This window comes from Micromonospora sp. NPDC005161, assembly GCF_053599855.1.
In genome coordinates this window covers 329,376-347,174 of the sequence record NZ_JBSFYQ010000002.1, presented here as the reverse complement: position 1 = coordinate 347,174, position 17,799 = coordinate 329,376, and the positions used below count along the sequence as shown (strand labels likewise).

The 17,799-nt window shown below is 67.8% G+C and carries 14 protein-coding genes, 2 tRNA genes and 1 pseudogene; 6 read left to right on the top strand and 11 right to left on the bottom strand.

The window, feature by feature from the left end:
- Positions 1-542: 542 nt before the first annotated feature.
- A complete protein-coding gene (locus tag ACWD5O_RS03815) occupies positions 543-1,004 on the bottom strand; it encodes a DUF4429 domain-containing protein (protein ID WP_449941021.1) in 462 nt (153 codons plus the stop codon).
- An 871-nt stretch (positions 1,005-1,875) separates the two neighbouring features.
- Between ACWD5O_RS03815 and ACWD5O_RS03810 the strand changes: the two genes are divergently transcribed.
- Positions 1,876-2,238, top strand: a complete 363-nt coding sequence (locus ACWD5O_RS03810) for a hypothetical protein (RefSeq protein WP_449941018.1) — start codon at positions 1,876-1,878, stop codon at positions 2,236-2,238.
- 9 nt (positions 2,239-2,247) lie between these two features.
- Here ACWD5O_RS03810 and ACWD5O_RS03805 read toward each other — a convergent pair whose 3' ends face one another.
- The 3 genes and pseudogenes from ACWD5O_RS03805 to ACWD5O_RS03795 all read right to left on the bottom strand — a co-directional run bounded on the left by ACWD5O_RS03805 (position 2,248) and on the right by ACWD5O_RS03795 (position 4,721).
- Positions 2,248-2,748: a hypothetical protein gene (locus ACWD5O_RS03805; protein WP_449941017.1), complete on the bottom strand. Its 501-nt coding sequence runs from the start codon at positions 2,746-2,748 to the stop codon at positions 2,248-2,250.
- A gap of 281 nt (positions 2,749-3,029) precedes the next feature.
- A pseudogene (locus ACWD5O_RS03800) lies at positions 3,030-4,094 on the bottom strand (replication initiator); the annotation flags it as partial.
- A 309-nt stretch (positions 4,095-4,403) separates the two neighbouring features.
- Entirely contained in the window at positions 4,404-4,721 is a 318-nt protein-coding gene (locus ACWD5O_RS03795; protein ID WP_449941014.1) for a hypothetical protein, read from the bottom strand.
- A 350-nt stretch (positions 4,722-5,071) separates the two neighbouring features.
- On the opposite strand from ACWD5O_RS03795, the gene ACWD5O_RS03790 reads away from it, so the two are divergent.
- Positions 5,072-5,719 carry a hypothetical protein gene (locus ACWD5O_RS03790; RefSeq protein ID WP_450084478.1) on the top strand — a complete coding sequence of 216 codons (648 nt, stop codon included), beginning with the start codon at positions 5,072-5,074 and terminating at the stop codon, positions 5,717-5,719.
- Between the two features lie 39 nt (positions 5,720-5,758).
- Here the strand turns inward: ACWD5O_RS03790 and ACWD5O_RS03785 are convergent, their stop codons facing one another.
- On the bottom strand, positions 5,759-5,911 hold the full coding sequence (locus ACWD5O_RS03785) for a hypothetical protein (protein WP_449941009.1): 153 nt from the start codon (positions 5,909-5,911) through the stop codon (positions 5,759-5,761).
- Between the two features lie 61 nt (positions 5,912-5,972).
- On the opposite strand from ACWD5O_RS03785, the gene ACWD5O_RS03780 reads away from it, so the two are divergent.
- Complete coding sequence (locus ACWD5O_RS03780) at positions 5,973-9,005, top strand: DEAD/DEAH box helicase (RefSeq protein ID WP_449941007.1); 3,033 nt, start codon at positions 5,973-5,975, stop codon at positions 9,003-9,005.
- Positions 9,006-9,007: 2 nt separating this feature from the next.
- Positions 9,008-10,060 (top strand): Eco57I restriction-modification methylase domain-containing protein, encoded by a 1,053-nt coding sequence (locus ACWD5O_RS03775; RefSeq protein WP_449941004.1) that lies wholly within the window; start codon positions 9,008-9,010, stop codon positions 10,058-10,060.
- A 283-nt stretch (positions 10,061-10,343) separates the two neighbouring features.
- Here ACWD5O_RS03775 and ACWD5O_RS03770 read toward each other — a convergent pair whose 3' ends face one another.
- From ACWD5O_RS03770 to ACWD5O_RS03755, 4 genes are all read right to left on the bottom strand, one after another.
- Positions 10,344-11,186, bottom strand: coding sequence for a transposase family protein (locus tag ACWD5O_RS03770; RefSeq protein ID WP_450084477.1), 843 nt, complete (start codon positions 11,184-11,186; stop codon positions 10,344-10,346).
- An 88-nt stretch (positions 11,187-11,274) separates the two neighbouring features.
- Positions 11,275-11,541, bottom strand: coding sequence for a hypothetical protein (locus ACWD5O_RS03765; RefSeq protein ID WP_450084476.1), 267 nt, complete (start codon positions 11,539-11,541; stop codon positions 11,275-11,277).
- Between the two features lie 433 nt (positions 11,542-11,974).
- Positions 11,975-12,047: transfer RNA gene (locus tag ACWD5O_RS03760), tRNA-Arg, on the bottom strand.
- A 35-nt stretch (positions 12,048-12,082) separates the two neighbouring features.
- Positions 12,083-12,173: transfer RNA gene (locus tag ACWD5O_RS03755), tRNA-Ser, on the bottom strand.
- A gap of 252 nt (positions 12,174-12,425) precedes the next feature.
- Here ACWD5O_RS03755 and ACWD5O_RS03750 point away from each other — a divergent pair.
- Positions 12,426-13,940, top strand: coding sequence for a hypothetical protein (locus ACWD5O_RS03750; protein ID WP_450084475.1), 1,515 nt, complete (start codon positions 12,426-12,428; stop codon positions 13,938-13,940).
- On the opposite strand, the gene ACWD5O_RS03745 is transcribed toward ACWD5O_RS03750, so the two are convergent.
- Positions 13,927-14,697 (bottom strand): CPBP family intramembrane glutamic endopeptidase, encoded by a 771-nt coding sequence (locus ACWD5O_RS03745; protein ID WP_450084474.1) that lies wholly within the window; start codon positions 14,695-14,697, stop codon positions 13,927-13,929. The two genes, ACWD5O_RS03750 and ACWD5O_RS03745, sit on opposite strands and share 14 nt — an antisense overlap.
- 147 nt (positions 14,698-14,844) lie before the next feature.
- Here ACWD5O_RS03745 and ACWD5O_RS03740 point away from each other — a divergent pair, with 147 nt between their 5' ends.
- Entirely contained in the window at positions 14,845-15,960 is a 1,116-nt protein-coding gene (locus ACWD5O_RS03740) for a globin domain-containing protein (protein WP_450084473.1), read from the top strand.
- 70 nt (positions 15,961-16,030) lie between these two features.
- Here the strand turns inward: ACWD5O_RS03740 and ACWD5O_RS03735 are convergent, their stop codons facing one another.
- Positions 16,031-17,566: a peptide deformylase gene (locus ACWD5O_RS03735; protein ID WP_450084472.1), complete on the bottom strand. Its 1,536-nt coding sequence runs from the start codon at positions 17,564-17,566 to the stop codon at positions 16,031-16,033.
- Positions 17,567-17,799: the final 233 nt, after the last annotated feature.

Below are 17,799 nucleotides of genomic sequence, written 5' to 3'. Positions count from 1 at the left end.
CCTCGATCTGCCCGAACAGGTCTGGATCAACAAACCAGAGCCGGAACCTCAAGCCGCATAACTCCCGCTGGCCTCAAATCCTTGACACGTTCCGGCCCGCCAAACATGACCGTCAGGCCGGCTCCGATGCCCCCTGCGGTCAGCACGCGCCAGGCGAAGCCAACGATGGCGCCGGCCCCGACAAGCGGCAGCAGCACCAGTCCAGGCGGCGGGTGGCTCCGAATCAGCAGGCGGAGCGCATCGATGGCGCGCCGATGCATGCTAGCCGGAAAGCAGCAAGGAGGCAGCGAACGCTTCGCCCGCGGTCGACAAGCCACGACTGCAGGCGGGGTCGCAGCCGAACTGATAGGCACGGGATGACAACCGATGGCAGCAGACGATGCACCGCGACCGCGTTCGGGACGAAGAGGTCAGCCAGCGAGCCAGGCTCACCCCCTTCGAGATCCGGAAGGTGGGACCCGGATCCCGTGGGCGTGGCGCCGTTGGAGATCCGGGTCCGTTGAGTCGCAGTCCGCTTCGTGTACGGACTGACGACATCACCTTCAGCCGAGCAGCCGGGCCTTTTGCTGCTCGAACTCCTGAGGAGACAGCAGTCCCTGATCCCGCAGCGTGGCGAGTTTCGCCAACTCGTCGGCGACCGACACTGGTGCGGCCATTTGTGACGGCGCGTTGTGGCGGGCAGCGATCGCCTGCTCGATCACAGCGCGCATCCGTTCGAACTCGGGCATTTGCTTCTTGGTGAAGACAACCGAGTTCTCGTCTCGAACCGCATCGGTTGTCTGCTTACCGAACGCCGACCGAGACCCGCCCTGCCCGGGCATCTCGAACTGAATGAATCCGTTGACTAGGCCGCCTGCAGGTTTCCACTGCACACTGCTGACCGAGCCGAGTGGCATCCGCTTTTCGCCCTTGCCCACTGAGGCGCGGGCAAGGAAGCCCTTGCGGGTGATGGTGATGTAAGTGCCGTCGAAGTGAACCTGCCCGGTGTGGCCGTTGGCGGTCACCGCGTCTGGCTGGGTGTGGGGTGCATATGTCACGGTCATGAGTGTTGCTCGAAATGTCCAACGTGGCACACGGGCGATCGGTGGACCACCCATCAACCGGGCAGAGGTACCGACACCTGCGGCGGCGTCCGAGTGAGCAAGGCTCGTCCCCGATCTAGCTCGTCCAACCGCGGGGTTGCTCCGCCTTCACCGGGCAAGCCCCCGCCGCGGTTCCACGCTGACGTATGTAGTCGGCTGGGGAGATCGTCACTGCTTCGAGGACGGGCCGCTAGGACTAGCGGGTGTTGGCGGCGCAGGTGCGGGCAGGAGGTCACGCTAGTCATATCGGCGCGCGCTGTGCGCGGCGCGGTAGCCGGCTCCTACCGGAGCCGCCGCCCCGGCCGCCTCCGGCGCCGGGGCGGAAATTCAGCCGGCCCGAAACCCACCCCCCGCCCCGCGCGTCACCCTAGGTCAGTGGGTGACCCAGTGACCTCCGAAGACCGTGGGCCGGGCGGGACATGCCTCTACCCGTTCTCAGCGGTCCTAAGGCACACGAGGATCGGCAGGCACCTCGGGCACCGGAGTCGCCGAACGGCGGTCACCGGTCGCCGAGGCCCAGGGAAGTGGGAGGGTGGTGGAGAGGGTGAGAGGTGAGGGAGGTGCGGGGTTAGAGCTGCCTCCGGCGGGGGTGTCGACGACGGGTGAAAACTGGTTCAGGCGGAGCCGACAACGAGACACGCGACAACAGCGACAACAGCTGGTACAGGACAGCAAGGTCCTTGACTCCAGCGCCAGTCGCCGCCATCGATCGGCAAGCGTCCACGGCATCGAGCCGCCTTTGCAAGTCAGGGGTTAGGGGTTCCGTCCACACGCCGTGCCCGACCCGTGCCCGGTGGAGCGGTCAGCAGGGGTCAACAGCGGCCTGTCGCATGGCATCGACCGGTCCCTTTCCGCGCTCGGCAACCAGGTGGGACGACCATTTACCACCGTGATCAATCCGATTCCAGTCTTCGTCGACCCACGCGATCGCCTCCAGCACAGCAAGCTGACGGGATTCATCACCGGGCTGATACTGCCAGGTCGATCATCCTTGGTCGGCGCATGCTGTCTGGGCCACAAAGGGGGGCACGAAACGCTGTCAAACTTTGGCGACAATGACCAGCAATGGCAGTCCGTGGGGCCATGTGAGCAGGTCCTGACCACCGCTCCTGCTGGTGGGGTCGATCGCGGCTCTAAGTTCCGCTTCAAAGTCTGACCCTCACCTCTACCGCAAGAGGGTACGAGCAGGACCGGAGAACCAAGCTCGGAGTCGTGCGACGGCATCAGTGATTGCCTGGCCCTGGAGGTCGCGCTCATATACCGCTCGTCCTCGATCGTTGCGGCCTGGACGAATCTTGTCGGCGTTCCGCCAGATCAGGTGCGTCGCAACGTCGAGCCGGCTCTCGCCGAGCACGAGATGCCCGAGCTCCGCGCCGTAGACCTTGGTGAGAGCCAAGGCCTGCTGGTGGGCTGCCCGGTTCCTTGCCCAACGCACTCCGGGCAGTATCCGGCCATCGGCAGAGCCGTCGCGCGCGGTCTCGTACGTTTCGCGGAGGAGTTCGGTGTAACCCTCGTCAAGGCTGGCAGCCCAGAGCAGGGCTTCTCCGGAGGACGCGAAGGCCTGTACCAGATCGAACCGACTCCCTACGAACCGCTCACAGGCCGCCTGAAATGCAGTCTCCGCTAGACGTAGCCCTTCACGAATGTCGTACGGCGAGGACGTCATGACCCGTGAGCGTATCGATGGAGGTAGCGAAGCCGACAGCGTACTCGGGCCTTCTCTGGGCCGTATGGGCCGTCCTGAGGCCGTCAACTGACGACGAGAGCTGACCAACGACGACCACCAGCGCCTCAGAAAACAGCAGGTCAGTCACCATGGTCCGTGGCTGACCTGGTGGGCGACGGACAAGTCGACCTGTACGCCGGAGTCCCGAGGACTGCGCCGGCAGACGTTGCGGCACCGGTCGCAGGGAGCCGCGGATGTCCGACGCGCGGAGGTCAGTCGACGCCCTGCGCCTGCCGAACCATGGGGCGGCCAAGGTGCCAGCAGGCGTCGATGAGGCGGGCGGTGTGATCGCCTTCGGGGTCGGCGTAGTCGTCGATGGTGGCCGGGGTGAGGCGGTTGCAGGAGTGCCGGGTGGCTTCGGTTGCCTTGGTCGCGTACTTGGCGAGGTAGGCGGCGACCTTGCCGTCGGTCAGCTCGCCGCCAACGGTGTTGATACTCCGCACGTCGACCTGCTCGCCCCAGGCGACCAGCCAACCTTGCGACCGGTCGGGGTGCGCGGGCGTGGTGACGGTGACCTGCCGGGCGGCGACGTGGATCGCGTCTTCCAGGTCATCGAGGGTGATGCAGGCCGGCGGCGGCACGAACGCGTCCGAGTCGTCGGGGTCGACGCCGTCGAGGCGCAGCAGGACGTGGAAGTGCACCGCTGCGCGGCGTTGCATCTCGGCGACCTTGCCGTGGGACACGTGCACGGGCGGCACCCAGCGGACCTTGCCGGAGGCGGTGACGACCCGGACGAGGGGGATGCTGCGCTTGCGGCAGAGGGCGGCGAGGTGCCGTTCGATGGCCTGTTTGGTGCGCCGCCACAGCTCGCCGGAGAAGTAGTTCCAGACGACCTGGTGGTCGTGGTCGTAGCAGTCCAGGCACAACGGCTGGTCGAGCCGCGGATCGTCGGTGCCGTGGCGGGCGAAGCAGGCCGCGGGCTGCCCGTGGGGGCAGGTGCCGGCGTTGCTGCGGGCGCGGCAGGGGGCGGGGCGGCAGTCGCAGCGCTGCCGGTTGCGGCAGGTGTGCCGGGCGACGTGCCGGTGGTGGACCGGGCCAAAGGAGAGGGCGGTGAAGGTGGCGAAGACGACCGGGTGCCGACCGACCGAGTCGGGGACGCCCTTGCCGCCAGTCAGGCCGTGACAGACGACTTGTTAGGCGTCGCCCCGGTAGACCCAGGCGCAGCCCGGGCACACCGATTCGCGGCTGTTGCCGCACGCCTTGTAGAGCGAGCGGTCCGGCAGCTCGTCGGTGTGCAGCTGGCCAGTGATGCGGCCGGTGCCTCGCTCGACGGCGGCGATGGTGCCGGGCGGCGCGGTGCAGGACGTGGGCGTCACGGCCGACGGTGCCGCAGGCTGCCCCACCCGTGGAGTACGAATCCGGGCCATCTTGGACGGCAGGAAAGGCCGTGCTGGGCCGATCAGCGGCCTCGGGAAACCGGCACGGCGGCCGGCGAATTCGAGAACCGGCGGGACGTGGCCCGCATCAGCGGCAAGAAGGCCGCTCGGCATCTCCGACGTCGAGTCCAGCGATCCGGCGGGAAGGCCGCCCTCGCGTGCTCGACGATCAGCGGCGGATGATTCCTGACATGTCCGTCTAGATGATCATCATCCGTTTTACCAGTCCGGCTCGTGGATGTCCTCTTCGAGGGCCTTGATCGTGTTGTAAAAGGTGGTCTCGGGCCAGGGCAGTCTCTCGGCTGCGCGTTTCCAGGTGAGGTGGACGAGGGCCCACCCCCCAGAGGCCAGCTCCACAACGATGTCGTCTGAGGCCCCGGACCTGCCTATGACCTCGACGGGTTGGTTGTAAAGGGGGTGCCCGGCGGCCACCTCGATCAGAAGCTCGGCGTGCAGTGCTTCACGTTGTCGTCGTTCGGTTGGGCCACCTCGGCGTAGGTCCCACCACGGGTCGGTAAAGACGGGCTGTTCGTCCACCGGGTCATCGTCGCGTAGCTCGCGCGGCTTCGGACTCGCGGGCTCGAACCATCGCTTGGCGGAGCGTCACGCATCATCTGAAGCCACCTTGTGACAGATCAAGCGGAGTACGACACCGGACTGCCGGCGGACTGCCGGCGCCAAGAAGCTTATGGTCACACCGCCGTGGGCAACGAACTTTCGGCCCGTACCGCTAGCGTCTGACGCGATAGCCTCCGGCTTGCAGAAATTGGAGTGCATGGGTTGCCATCACGAGATGACCGGTTCGCCGACTTGCTCGACCCGGCGGATGAGCGTGTCGCCACGGGCTCTTTAACTCATCGTCGGCGGCATGGGGGACACCAGTGACGGTGACGCAGACGATCGTCGAGGAGCAGGTCGTGAAGTCGCGGCACCGTGTCAAGACGTACGGTGAGGTCTTTACGCCGCGTCACATGGTCGACCGGATGCTCGATTTGGTCCGCGAGGAGTTGGAGGCCGGCCCCGACTTCGTCGACAAGACCTTCCTTGAGCCTGCGGCCGGTCACGGCAACTTCCTGGTCGCGATCCTGCACCGCAAGCTCCGTGCGGTCGAGAAGAGCTACGCACTCGAGGAGTGGCCGGAGACGTCCTTGTTCGCCCTCGCCTCGATCTACGGCATCGAGCTGCTGGAGGACAACCACCGGGACGCCAAGGAGGCCATGCTCAGCGAGTTCTTGCACTTCCACGAACAACACGGTGTCCCATGTGACCCGGATACGAGTCTGCGGAAGGCCGCGGCCTTCCTCATCGACACAAACGTCATTCGTGGCGACACTCTGGCTGGCCTGGACTGGCGCGGCGAGGAGATCCAGTTCTCCTGGTGGAACCGGATCACCGGGGCCCCCGGGATGGTTCAGCGCGAGCCGTTCACGCTCGCCTCGCTGCGCGACGACGACGCCTTCGACTTCACCGTCTACGACAGCTACCGGGCTTGCAGGATCGACAAGGTCCATGAAGGAGTGAGGGCCGATGCCTAGTCCGAACATCAGGACGTTCCGTGAGATCACTCCGCTCATCTACTCCTGGACGACACCGGACATCCCCAAGTACGCGGGATGGGAGAAGATCGGGTACACCGAGCAGGAGAGCGCAGACGCACGCATCGCGCAGCAGGCATCCCAGCTGTCCGTCGAGAAGAAGAAGAAGTGGTCGCGACGGGCCCTGTTCACGTCTGAGGCCGGTGGGCGCTTCACGGACAAGGACTTCCACGCCTACCTGCACCAGCAGGGCGTGGAGCGCGAGACCACGCCAAAGCGGACCGAGTGGCATCACTTCGAAATCGCCCCGAAGACGTCGCTGGAGTACTTCAACGACTTCGCCGGCCAAGACTTCGCCCACCTCCAGCACGGCGCCGAGGAGGACGACTACGTCCTGCGTCCGGAACAGCAAGCGGCCGTCGACCAGGCCGTGGCCGCGTTCAAGGCCCGGAAGAAGACCGAGGTGCTGTGGAACGCCAAGCCGCGGTTCGGCAAGACGCTGACGACATACGACCTGATGCGGACCCTGGACGTCCGGCAAGTCCTGATCGTCACCAACCGCCCGGCGATCGCGAACTCCTGGTTCGACGACTTCACGCGCTTCATCGGCCACCAGACCACGTACCGGTTCGTCTCGGAGTCGCCCTCACTGGCCGACCGTTCGCCCATGACTCGCGAGCAGTGGCGTGCCTTCTTGCTCAACTGTCAGGACGAGGACCCGCGCATCGTGGAGTTCCTCTCGCTGCAGGACCTCAAGGGGTCGCAGTACTTCGGCGGCTCGTACGACAAGCTCAAGCACATCGCTCAGTTCGATTGGGACCTGCTGGTGATCGACGAGGCCCACGAGGGCATCGACACCACCAAGACCGACGTCGCGTTCGACCAGATCAAGCGCAGGTGGACGCTGCACCTGTCGGGCACGCCGTTCAAGGCGTTGGCCTCCGGCAAGTTCGACCAGGACCAGATCTTCAACTGGTCGTACGAGGACGAGCAGGCCGCCCGCCAGCGGTGGGCGGAGGAGGGCCAGGAGAACCCGTATGCGGCGCTGCCGACGCTCAACCTGCTGACCTACCAGATGTCGCGGATGATCACGGACCGTCTGGTCGAGGGCGTCGCTATCGACGAGGACGAGGCGAACATCGACTACACGTTCGACCTCAACGAGTTCTTCGCGACCAAGGACAATGGGTTCTTCGAGCACGAGGCCGAGATCATCAAGTTCCTCGACTGCCTGACGACCAACGAGAAGTACCCGTTCTCCACGCCTGAGCTGCGAGACGAGATCCGCCACTCCTTCTGGCTGCTCAACCGCGTTGCCTCTGCCAAGGCTTTGCAGAAGCTGCTCAAGACGCACGACGTCTTCAAGGACTACACGGTCATCCTGGCCGCCGGCGACGGGCGCTCCGACGACGACACCGACCCGGTCGCGGCCGGCAAGTCTTTGGACAAGGTGCGCACGGCAATCGCGGAGGCCGAGAAGTCGGATGGCAAGACCATCACCCTGTCGGTGGGACAGCTGACCACGGGCGTCACGGTGCCCGAATGGACCGCGGTTATCATGCTGTCCGACCTGTCCTCCCCGGCCCAGTACATGCAGGCGGCGTTCCGGGCGCAGAACCCGTGCACCTTCGAGCGTGCCGGGCGCGTGTTCCAGAAGCAGAACGCGTACATCTTCGACTTCGCGCCCGAGCGCACGCTGACGATTTTCGACGCCTTCGCCAACAACCTGCACCCGAACCCCTCAGGCGATCAGGGCGTGCGGCAGGAGAACATCCGCCGGCTGCTGAACTTCTTCCCGGTCCTGGGCGAGGACACCGAGGGCCGGATGATCGAGCTCGACGCTTCCCAGGTCCTGACCTTCCCGCAGGTGTTCAAGGCCCGCGAGGTCGTGCGCCGCGGGTTCCTGTCGAACCTGCTGTTCGCGAATGTCGCCGGCATCTTCCGGTACTCCGAGCACGTCAAAGAGATCCTCGACAAGCTGCCCACTGCGAAGCAGGGCAAGGTCACCAACGGGCAGCCCATCGAGATCCCGCAGCCGCCGCCTGTCACCGACCCGGAAGGGAAGGTCCAGGTCGACGTGGAGACCGTCATCAACCCCAAGGTCGCCGAGCTCGGCAAGCCCGTCTACAGCATCGAGGACATCCCAACCGTCGAGCCCGACGCGCCTGCGCACACGGCGGCGACGCAGATCGCGAAGGCGGTGACCGAGCAGAGCCGCCAGAAGCGTGGGGAGCTGAAGGAGGCTTACGGGCTCACGGTCAAGCAGGTCGAGCGCGACGAGAAGCGCACCGAGCAGGCCGTGAAGGACCAGGTCGAGCGCGCCTACACCGAGCACGGCATCGCCAGCAAGCATCTGGAAGACGAGCTGAGAAACGCGGCCACCGAGGCCGAGGCCCAGGTCGTCGAGGCCAAGAAGGTCGAGCAGGACAAGGCGTTCAAGACGAACATCCTGGCCATCGTCGAGGGAACGATGGACTCGATCGTGCCCGAGGTGGTGACGCGCGAGGAGACCAAGAAGGAGCAGAAGCGCGCGAACCAGACGATGGACGACGCCCGCTCCCACCTACGAGGATTCGCCCGCACGATACCCATGTTCCTCATGGCATACGGGGACCGTGGCATCCGCCTGTCGAACTTCGACGACTACACGCCCGACGACGTGTTCGAGGAGATCACAGGGATCACCGAAGCCGAGTTCCGGCTCCTGCGCGACGGCCAGGAGGTCACCGAGGAGAACGGCACCGTTACCAAGATCCCGGGCTTGTTCGACGAGGCGGTCTTCGACCAGTCCGTCCAGGAATTCCTGGACAAGAAGGAGGCCCTGGCCGACTACTTCGACGACGCGCAGACCGAGAACATCTTCGCCTACATCCCGCAGCAGAAGACATCTCTGGTCTTCACCCCGCAGCCGATCGTGAAGATGATGGTCGACACCCTCGAGGCCGAGAACCCGGGCATCTTCACCGACCCGGCCAAGACCTTCGCGGATCTGTTCTCCACCGCCGGACTATTCCTGATGGAACTGGTGCGTCGTCTCGACACGGGCCTTGCCAATGTCTTCCCTGACCAGGACGTCAGGCTGCGGCACATCCTGACCTCACAGATCTTCGAGATGAGCCACAACGAGATCCTGCATCGCATCACAATCGAGGCCGTCTCCGGGGGCGTGCCGGAGCGCAAGGCCTGGATCAAGGACTCCGGCCACTTCAAGGTCGGCAACCTCGCCCGAATGCGCCAGACGGAGCGGCAGAAAATGGTCGACGACATGCTGACGGAAGGGCACTGACGATGAGCAAGAAATTCGACGTCGTCATCGGCAACCCGCCCTACCAGGAAGAGGCCAAGGGCGGCGGCACCCGCGACACGCCGGTCTACCACCTCTTCATGGATGCGGCCTACGAGGTCGGTAAGAAGGCCGTGCTCATCACCCCGGCACGCTTCTTGTTCAACGCGGGATTCACCCCCAAGGCATGGAACGAGAAGATGCTCGCCGACCCCCACCTGACCGTCCCGCACTACGTGCCCAACAGCGACGACCTGTTCCCCGGCACGACCATCAACGGGGGCATCGCCGTCACCTGCCGTGACTCCGGACGCAAGGGTGAGCCCATCGGGACGTTCACGAGCTTTCCGGAACTCAACACGATCCTCCACAAGGTGTTCGAGTCCGGCCCTACCCCACTGGAGCGAGTTGGAATCACCAGTTCGCGCTCCTACCGCTACACGGACAAGTTGTACGTAGACCACCCCGACCTGCTCGCGCTGAGGCCCAAGGGCAACGAGGGCCTGGTCGAGACCAACGCATTCGACCAGTTCTCGAAGATTTTCCACGAGTCCAAGCCTGATGACGGTCACGAGTACGTGAGGGTCCTTGGCCTGAAGAACCGTGCTCGGGTCTACCGGTGGATCCGCTCCGACTACTTCGATGGACCGGAAAGCCTCTATAAGTACAAGGCCATTGTTCCAAAGTCGCGCGGGCACCTTGGAACACTCGGCAATCAGCCCGCCTTGGTCATCGGGGAACCGCTGATTGGCGAGCCGGGAGTAGGAACGACCTACACCTTCATCACGATCGGCGCGTTCGACGATAAAGACGCGATGCAGGCGTGCCTCAAGTACATCAAGACGAAGTTCGCCCGCACCATGCTCGGCGTCTCCAAGGTCACCCAGCACAACCCGGCGACCACCTGGAGGTACGTTCCCCTGCAGGACTTCACGTCGGCTTCAGACATCGACTGGTCCAAGTCGATCCCGCAAATCGACCAGCAGCTGTACGCCAAGTACGGGCTCGACTCCGAGGAAATCGCCTTCATCGAGGCCAAGGTCAAGCCGATGGAATGACCGCTGGAGAGGCGTGCCAGAGGTTGACAGCGAGCCCCACACTCCTGGCCCCGCCCCAAGTTTTGCGCGCCGCCTTGCGTGCCGCCCGTAACGGCCAACCGATCGTGCCATCTGCATGGACCCGACAGAGCGACAATCGACTCCATATCAGGCCCCTTAGCCGGTGACGGCTATGGCCTCCGCTGGTGGGCCTTCGGGAAAGACCGCCCAGGGACAGGGAAGCGATCGGAATTGGCGGGCGACGCATTGCCGTGGTCCCGAAATCGCGACTAGTGACGTGATCTCAACAAGAATCCGGTAGGTATCGGTATTCGAAATGGGTGAGGTGAAGAGCGGCGCGGACGATGTCGCCGACCTGCCTTGGGCTGGCTGTGCTGTGACGCAGGGTCCGCCAGCGGCCGACGAGGATCGCGAAGCCGCGTTCTCCGAGGCACCGCATGGATCGAAGGACGGCGTTGTAGGTCCGGTTGTCGACGGCGAGCCGGCGGCCGTCGGCGGGCTGCTTGTACGGAGCGTGGATGCCCTGGCCAGCGCCTTCGTAGCCTGAGTCGGCCAGGGTCGGCAGCCGCAGTTCGGAGGCCGCCCAGTAGAGGGCGCCGGTGACGTCCAACCGCTGGGCGCAGGTCAGGTCATGCAGATGTCCGGACATCGCATCCGAGGTCCAGATCGGTAGCCCGTCGGGGCGCATCACAGCCTGAATGTTCGCCCCGAAGTCGCGGTGTTTCCCGGAGTACCACGCGTCGATCGTGTCGCCTTTCACGCTCACGGTGGTCTCGGCCAGGCGGTCGGTGTCGAACAGCTTCCCGTCGAGGATCACGTGCGACCAGCCGTCGGCGGCGACCCGGCGCAGCGCGTCGTGCAGGGTGGGTGTCTGCGCCGCCAGGACCCGCACGGCCTCGGCAACGTACCGGTAGGCCGTAGCCCGCGACACCCCGAACCCCGCCCCGAGGGTGGCCTTGTCCGCACCCTTGCGAAACCACACCAACACCAGGACCGCCTGGTAGAAGCACGTCAGCGCACGGGTTCCCGGTCGGGTGCCCACCGCCCGACGCTCGGCGCGAAGCAGCCGCGCCACGTGCTGTACGAGTTCCCTGGGCACGTCGAGCCTGGCAGAATAGGCGATCACGTGGAGCCCTCTCGAAGACTGGATTCTGTCGCAAGAACCTGTCTATCGATGGCTCCACGTCCATATCCAACACCGTCCGGTATGGACGTTACGCCCGTGTCATCCCCACTCGGCCGCCGAACCTTGCTGAGATCACCTCAGTGATCGTCTGCCTGTCGGACGCGAAACCGAACAGCCAGGCGTGCCGCTGGCGTGCCGCTGCTTGCCCGGCGGCGTTCAACAGCGTGCGGACCCGCCCGGCGTGGCCATGGCCCGCCGACAGTAGCGAGGTGGCCTCGTTCTTGGTCGGCGGCCATCCCGGCACGTCAAACGCGATCTCCGCGGTTCCCTCGGTGCCATTGGGGAGCTCAGTCATGTCGTCGATTGAACCAGCGTGCATCGGAGTTTCTTGGCCGCGTAGACGGCCAGAAGCTGGGCGACGAGCGATGGACTAGTATCGATCATCTGGCACAAGCCGGGCACAACCGACGCCGACAAGGGCTGTAAACCGCTGCAAGGCAACGAGAGAACCTGCCCAGGCCAGGACGTCGATCCGCCTGATCTGCGATGGTCGGCGGCCCGCTGGACGGGTTCAGGGTTCCAGTCCCTGGCGGCCCCGCACCGCGCCGGTCGTCCGCCCTGCGACAGGGGTCGCCTAGTTGATCGAGTCAGATGGGCCGAGACGGACGGGCCGGGACGTAGGGCATGCTCGTCGTACGAGCACCATTCGAGCACCAACACGTCCATCAGGACGAACAACAAGAGGCGGCTGACCCCTGTTGCGGCAGGTCAACCGCCTCTTAATCTTGTGCGCCCGAAGGGACTCGAACCCCTAACCTTCTGATCCGTAGTCAGATGCTCTATCCATTGAGCTACGGGCGCAGGTGCTCAGCCAGTGTACACACCCGGCTTTCGCGCGGAGACTCCGGGATTCGAACCCGGGAGGGGCTTTAAGACCCCAACCGCATTAGCAGTGCGGCGCCATAGACCAGACTAGGCGAAGTCTCCCTGGTGGCCCGTAGACCACCGCGCCCGAGGATACAGGTCGCCACCCACCGGGAGCAAAGCGACTTCCGACGTACGCCCACCGAGGCCGCCGGCCCCGTGTTTCCACGCTGTGCGCCAGCATGATCGGGACTATGCTCCATCGATATGCAGGAGCAGCCGCCCGCCGAGCCGACCCGCCGAGAGCCTGCTGACCGCGCGCGCCGGCGCCCCCCACGGCCGACCTTCACTCCGCCGACGGCCGCCGAGCAGTCCGTGGAAAAGGCGGCACCGGCGCCAGCGGCACCGGCCACCCCCGGCACCCAGCGCCCCCGACGGGCCAAGCCCGCCCCGGCGGTGCTCTTCCAGCCACCGGAGCCGGACCGCCCCCTGCCCCGCCAACCGGTCCCCGCCGCAGGCAGGAATGACGAGGAGGAGCCCGGACGGCACTCCCGCGCGAGCGGTAGCACGACGGGCGCCAAGCAGCCCGGCCCGGCAGCGGGCGTAGACCAGCCGAGCCCACCGGACAGTTCCGGGAAGGTCGACCAGCCAGCCAGTGCCGCGCCGACCGACCCGGGCAGCAACTCGGCGGCATCGGCGGATGAGCCAGCACCCGGGGGCAGCCCGCAGCAACCGGCCGGTCCGCCGCCTCGGACGCCGAAGGCCCGGGCCAGCCGTGCCACCCCGGCCCGCAAGGCCGCCCCCCGGAAGGCAGCCGGCACGTCGACCGGGGAGGGGACCGCTACGACATCGCCGACAGCCGACGTGACCCCGGCCACGCCGGCCGCCGCGCCGACCAAGCGCACCGCGCGCTCTACCGACGCGGCGGCCACCCCGACCAAACGCACCACGACCCCGACCAAGCGGGCGGCAGGTCCGCGGACGAGCGCGGCCCCGAAGCAGGCCGCCCCCGCACCGCCACAACCAGCGGAACAGACCCCGGCCGAGCAGCCGCCGTCCGCGCCCGTGGCCGGCGACCCCACCCCGACGGCCCACGAAACCCAGGCGGCCCAGGCGCAGGAACGGGCCGCACAAGGTCAGCAGCAGCCCGCACCAGCCCGAGAGGCAATGCCAGTTCGGGAGGCAGCGCCCGCCGAGCAACACTCCGCGCCGGCTTCGGTGCGTACCCCCGAATCGGAGCTGCGGGCGGTCACCGCGCACCTGCTCGACCACCCCGGCTTCGCGCCGGAGTTGCTGGCCCTGGCCGCGGTGCGGGCTCTCGGCCCCGGCGCGGCCGCCTGGGCCGAGCGGCTGCGGGCCCGGTACCCGGACGCCCCGGCGGACGGCCTGGCCCGCCTGGCCACCCGGCGGTTCGTCCGCGCGGCGGGCGCGGGCGGGGCGGCCGCCGCGCTGGCCGGGCTCTTCGCGCCGCTGGCCGAGCTGGCCTCGGTGCTCTGGACGCACTCGAACCTGGTGCTGCACCTGGCGGCGGCGTACGGCCGGGATCCCGCGCACCCCGACCGGGCGGTCGAGCTGCTGGTGCTCACCCAGGTGCACCCGGATGCGGAGAGCGCGCGTGCCGCGCTGGCCGCGGCCGGAACGACGGACGACCCGGTCGAGGGCACGTGGCCGCGGGCGGCGGAGGTCGCGTGGCGGCTGGCCGCGCCGCTCACGGCGCAGGCCGGTGGGTGGCTGGCGTTGCGGCTGGCGTCCCGGCTGCTGCCGGGTGCGGCGGTGCTCGCCGCGGCGCTGGGCGACTCGGCTGCGGCCGACCGGCTCGCGGCCCGGGCGGTAGCCGCCTACCGGCCGTCGCCGGGCGATGTGGCGGGTCGACCGGTCAGAGCCAGTTGAACCAGTCCTGGGGCAGCAGCGCGTAGCCGACGAAGGCGACCACGTCGAGCAGGGTGTGCGCGATGACCAGCGGCATCACCCGCCGGGTACGCAGGTAGAAGTAGCTGAACACGACGCCCATCACCGCGTTGCCGACGAAGGCGCCGAAGCCCTGGTACAGGTGGTACGAGCCGCGCAGCAGCGCGCTGGCCGCGATGATCGCGCCGAGCCGCCACTGGAGCTGACGCAACCGGGTGACCAGGTAGCCGACCACGATCACCTCCTCCAGCACGGCGTTCTGCACGGCGGCGAGGATCAGCACCGGGACGGCCCACCAGACCTCCGGCAGCGAGGCCGGCACCAGCGTGGCGTTGATGCCGAGCTGCGCCGCCACCCAGAACAGGGCCAGCCCGGGCAGGCCGATCAGCGCCGCCAGGCCGGCGCCGCGCGCCAGGTCCTGGCCGGGTCGCCGGGCGTCCAGGCCGAGGGACCGCGCCGGGTCGCCGGGGTCGCGGCTGAGCAGGTGTACGGCGAGCAGCACCGGCAGCAGCGCGAAGACGATGCCGAGCAGTTGGTACGTCAGGTCCAGCCAGGGTCTCGCTGACGCGGAGGTGTTCAGCGAGGCGGTCTGCTTGGAGAGCGGACCGTCGGCGGTCAGCTTCGCGATGATCGAGACCACCGCGTAGACCGCGGACTGGCCGAGGGAGAGACCGAGGACCAGCAGCGTCTCGGTCCCCAGCAGCCGGCGGGACACCGGGCGGGTCAGCTCAACGGTCACCGCACCACTCTGCCCGACGGGCGGCGCCGGTTGCACGGCCGACCGGCCGGCATGAACCGATCGCACATTCTGTGCGACCGGTGAGCACGCTCCGTGGAGATTCTATGGGCGCCCGATCCGCTGCCGTCTGGAGAAGGAGCGCCCCCCGTGGACAACGTCGCACGGTTGCTGAAAGAGAGCTGGACCCTGGTCGAGGAGGACCGGGTCCGGCTGAGCAGCCACTTCTACGCCCGGCTGTTCCTGCTCGACCCTGCCCTTCGGCAGCTCTTCCCGGTGCAGATGACCGGCCAGGGCGACCGTCTGCTGGAAGCGATCATCACGGCGATCCACACCGTCGACGACCCGGAGAGCTTCGACGAGTTCCTCCGGGCGCTGGGCCGCGACCACCGCAAGTACCACGTCGACGAGCAGCACTACAAGACGATGGGCGTCGCGCTGCTGGACGCGCTGCGCAGCACCGCCGGCGACGGCTGGAACCTGGAGTACGACCAGGCGTGGACGGACGCGTACGCGGCCATCTCGGCGAAGATGCTCGCCGGGGCGGCGAACGACGAGAACCCGCCGTTCTGGCACGCCGAGGTGCTGACCCACGAGCGGTACGGCCCGGACACCGCCGTGCTGACCTGCCGGGCGTTGCAGCATCCGCTGCCGTGGCGGGCGGGCCAGTACGTGAGCCTGGAGGTGCCGCGCCACCACCCTCGGGTGTGGCGGACGTACTCGGTGGCGAACGCCCCGAACGACGACAACGTGCTGGAGTTCCACGTGCGGTCGTCCGGGGCCGGCTGGGTGTCCGGTGCGCTGGTCCGCCGGGTGCGCCCGGGTGACCTGCTCCGGTTGGCGGCGCCAATGGGGTCGATGACGCTGGACCGGTCCTCGGAGCGGGACATCCTCTGCGTGGCCGGCGGGGTGGGGCTGGCCCCGATCAAGGCGCTGGTGAAGGAGGTGGCCAGCTACAACCGCACCCGGTGGGTGCACGTCTTCCACGGCGCCCGCCAGGCAGCGGATCTGTACGGCCTGGCCGGGTTGCAGGAGCTGGTCGCCGTACACCCGTGGTTGTCGGTCACCGCGGCGTGCAGCGAGGACCCGGACTTCGACGGCGAGCTGGGTGACATCCCGGACGTGGTGGCCCGGTACGGCCCGTGGACCACGCACGACTGCTACGTCTCCGGGTCGGCCCGGATGGTCCGGTCCACGCTGCGGGTGCTGGCCGCGGACGAGGTGCCGCCGCAGCACATCCGCTACGACACCTTCGGTGACCTCTAGGCGTTCCTCCCCCCACACCGGGGCGCGTGCCCCTGCCCCCTGGGGCACGCGCCCCGGTCCCGCCCCTGTCTCAGTAGCGCCAGGGGTGCCCGGTCTCCCGGTACTCCTCCACCGGCACCAGCGGCACGCCGGGCGCCATCCGGTCCACGTAGAGCCGGCCCTCCAGGTGGTCGATCTCGTGCGCGACCAGCCGGGCCATGCCGAACTCGAACGAGGTGATGATCCGGCTGCCGTCCCACTGGGCGTGCTCCACGTCCAGTCGCAGCGGCCGGGGCACCAGGCCACGGTGGTCGAAGAAGGAGAGGCAGCCCTCGTACTGCTCGTCGGTGTCCGGGTCGGCGTCGACCACCCGGGGGTTGAGCAGCACGACCGGCTCCGCCGAGCGGTCGGGGGGCCGCACCACGGCCGCCGCCCGACCGATGTCGAGCTGCGGGGCGGCGACGCCGACCCCCTTGCTGAACGGATGCAGCTCGTCGAGCCGGGCCAGGGCCGTGCTGAGCCGGTCGACCACCTCCCGGGCGACCTGCTCCTCGGCGGGCAGGTCGAACGGGCGGCCGCGCTGGCGGAGCAGGTCGGCGCCGCGCTGGACGATGCCGAGCCCGCGCATCCGGTCGCTGGGCCGGACCCGGGCCCCGCCGGGGCCGACGTCCGGGTCGGTGTCCGGGCGCGCCCGGAATCGCCACTGCATGCGATAGCGGGCGTTCAGCGGTGGGTCATCGGTCTGCCAGTCGAAGATCGCCCGGCCGCCCTCGTCGCGGCGCTGCGGCGCCGTTCGCAGCGGGCCCTCCTCCGCCGAGAGCGAGGTCTCCACCCCCCAGACCTGCGCGTCGAGCGCCGCCGGCAGGTCCAGGCGGACAGCGAGCTGTCGGGTGGGCAGCCGCACGGCCCGCTGGAACCAGGGACCCCACTTCTCCTGCCCGACGGAGTACGCGTACTCGATGGTGGCCCGGTCACCGGGGTAGAGCGGGAAGCGCCGCTCGCTGTTCTCGAAGAGCAGCCAGATTTCCTTGAACGCGTCCCGGTCGTGTTTCGCCCGCCAGTGCATCGGCTCCGGGTCACCGCCGCCGTCGTCCCGGCGGGCCTGTAGTTGCAGCTCGGCGAAGGTGAGTGGGTGCTCGCGGTGGTGCCGGTTGGAGCGACCGGGGTCGTTCGGGTAGCGGTCGACGGCGACCCGGACCAGGTAGCGGTTGATCGGCTCGGTGCCGGCGTTGTAGAGCTCGCGGTGGATGACGCACCGGTAGCTGTCGTCGGTGTGGGTGAGGGTGAGGGTGGCGAGTTCCCGCTCCACGACGAGGCCGGTGCCGGGTGGCAGCCACTGGCCGGGCAGGTGCGGCTCGCGGTGCTGTTGACCGGCGCGGGCGTGCCGTAGTTCGTCGTACTCCCGGAAGCGCTGCCAGATCGCGCCGCTGGCCTCCAGGACGGCCTCGGCACGGCGGGCGAAGTCCTCGGTCGGGCGGTGCCGGCGCCCCTCGACGTGGCTGACGTAGGACGGGTCGAACCCCATCAGGACGGCCAGTTGCTTCTTGGACAGCCCCCGCCCGGTCCGCTGCCGGGCGAGCTCGGCCGCGAAGGAGTCGGCAGCCCGTTCGAGGGGGGAGGTCGTCATCGGCTTCCTCGTGGCCGGGAGTATCAGTTTCACGTTCCGTGCCCGTACGCACACGCATCTGCCACCTTGCCGACACTTTGCTTGACAATCCACCGACCGACATCGATCCTGCGCCGGTGTTTTCCGAGGCCGCGGCCGGGTAGAAGGCCGGGGCGGAGCGCTGCTCCCGCCGGGAGCGGAGTGACCCTGACCTCCCGATACGGCTCAGGTGAGGCTTCCCTTAGACCTACGCG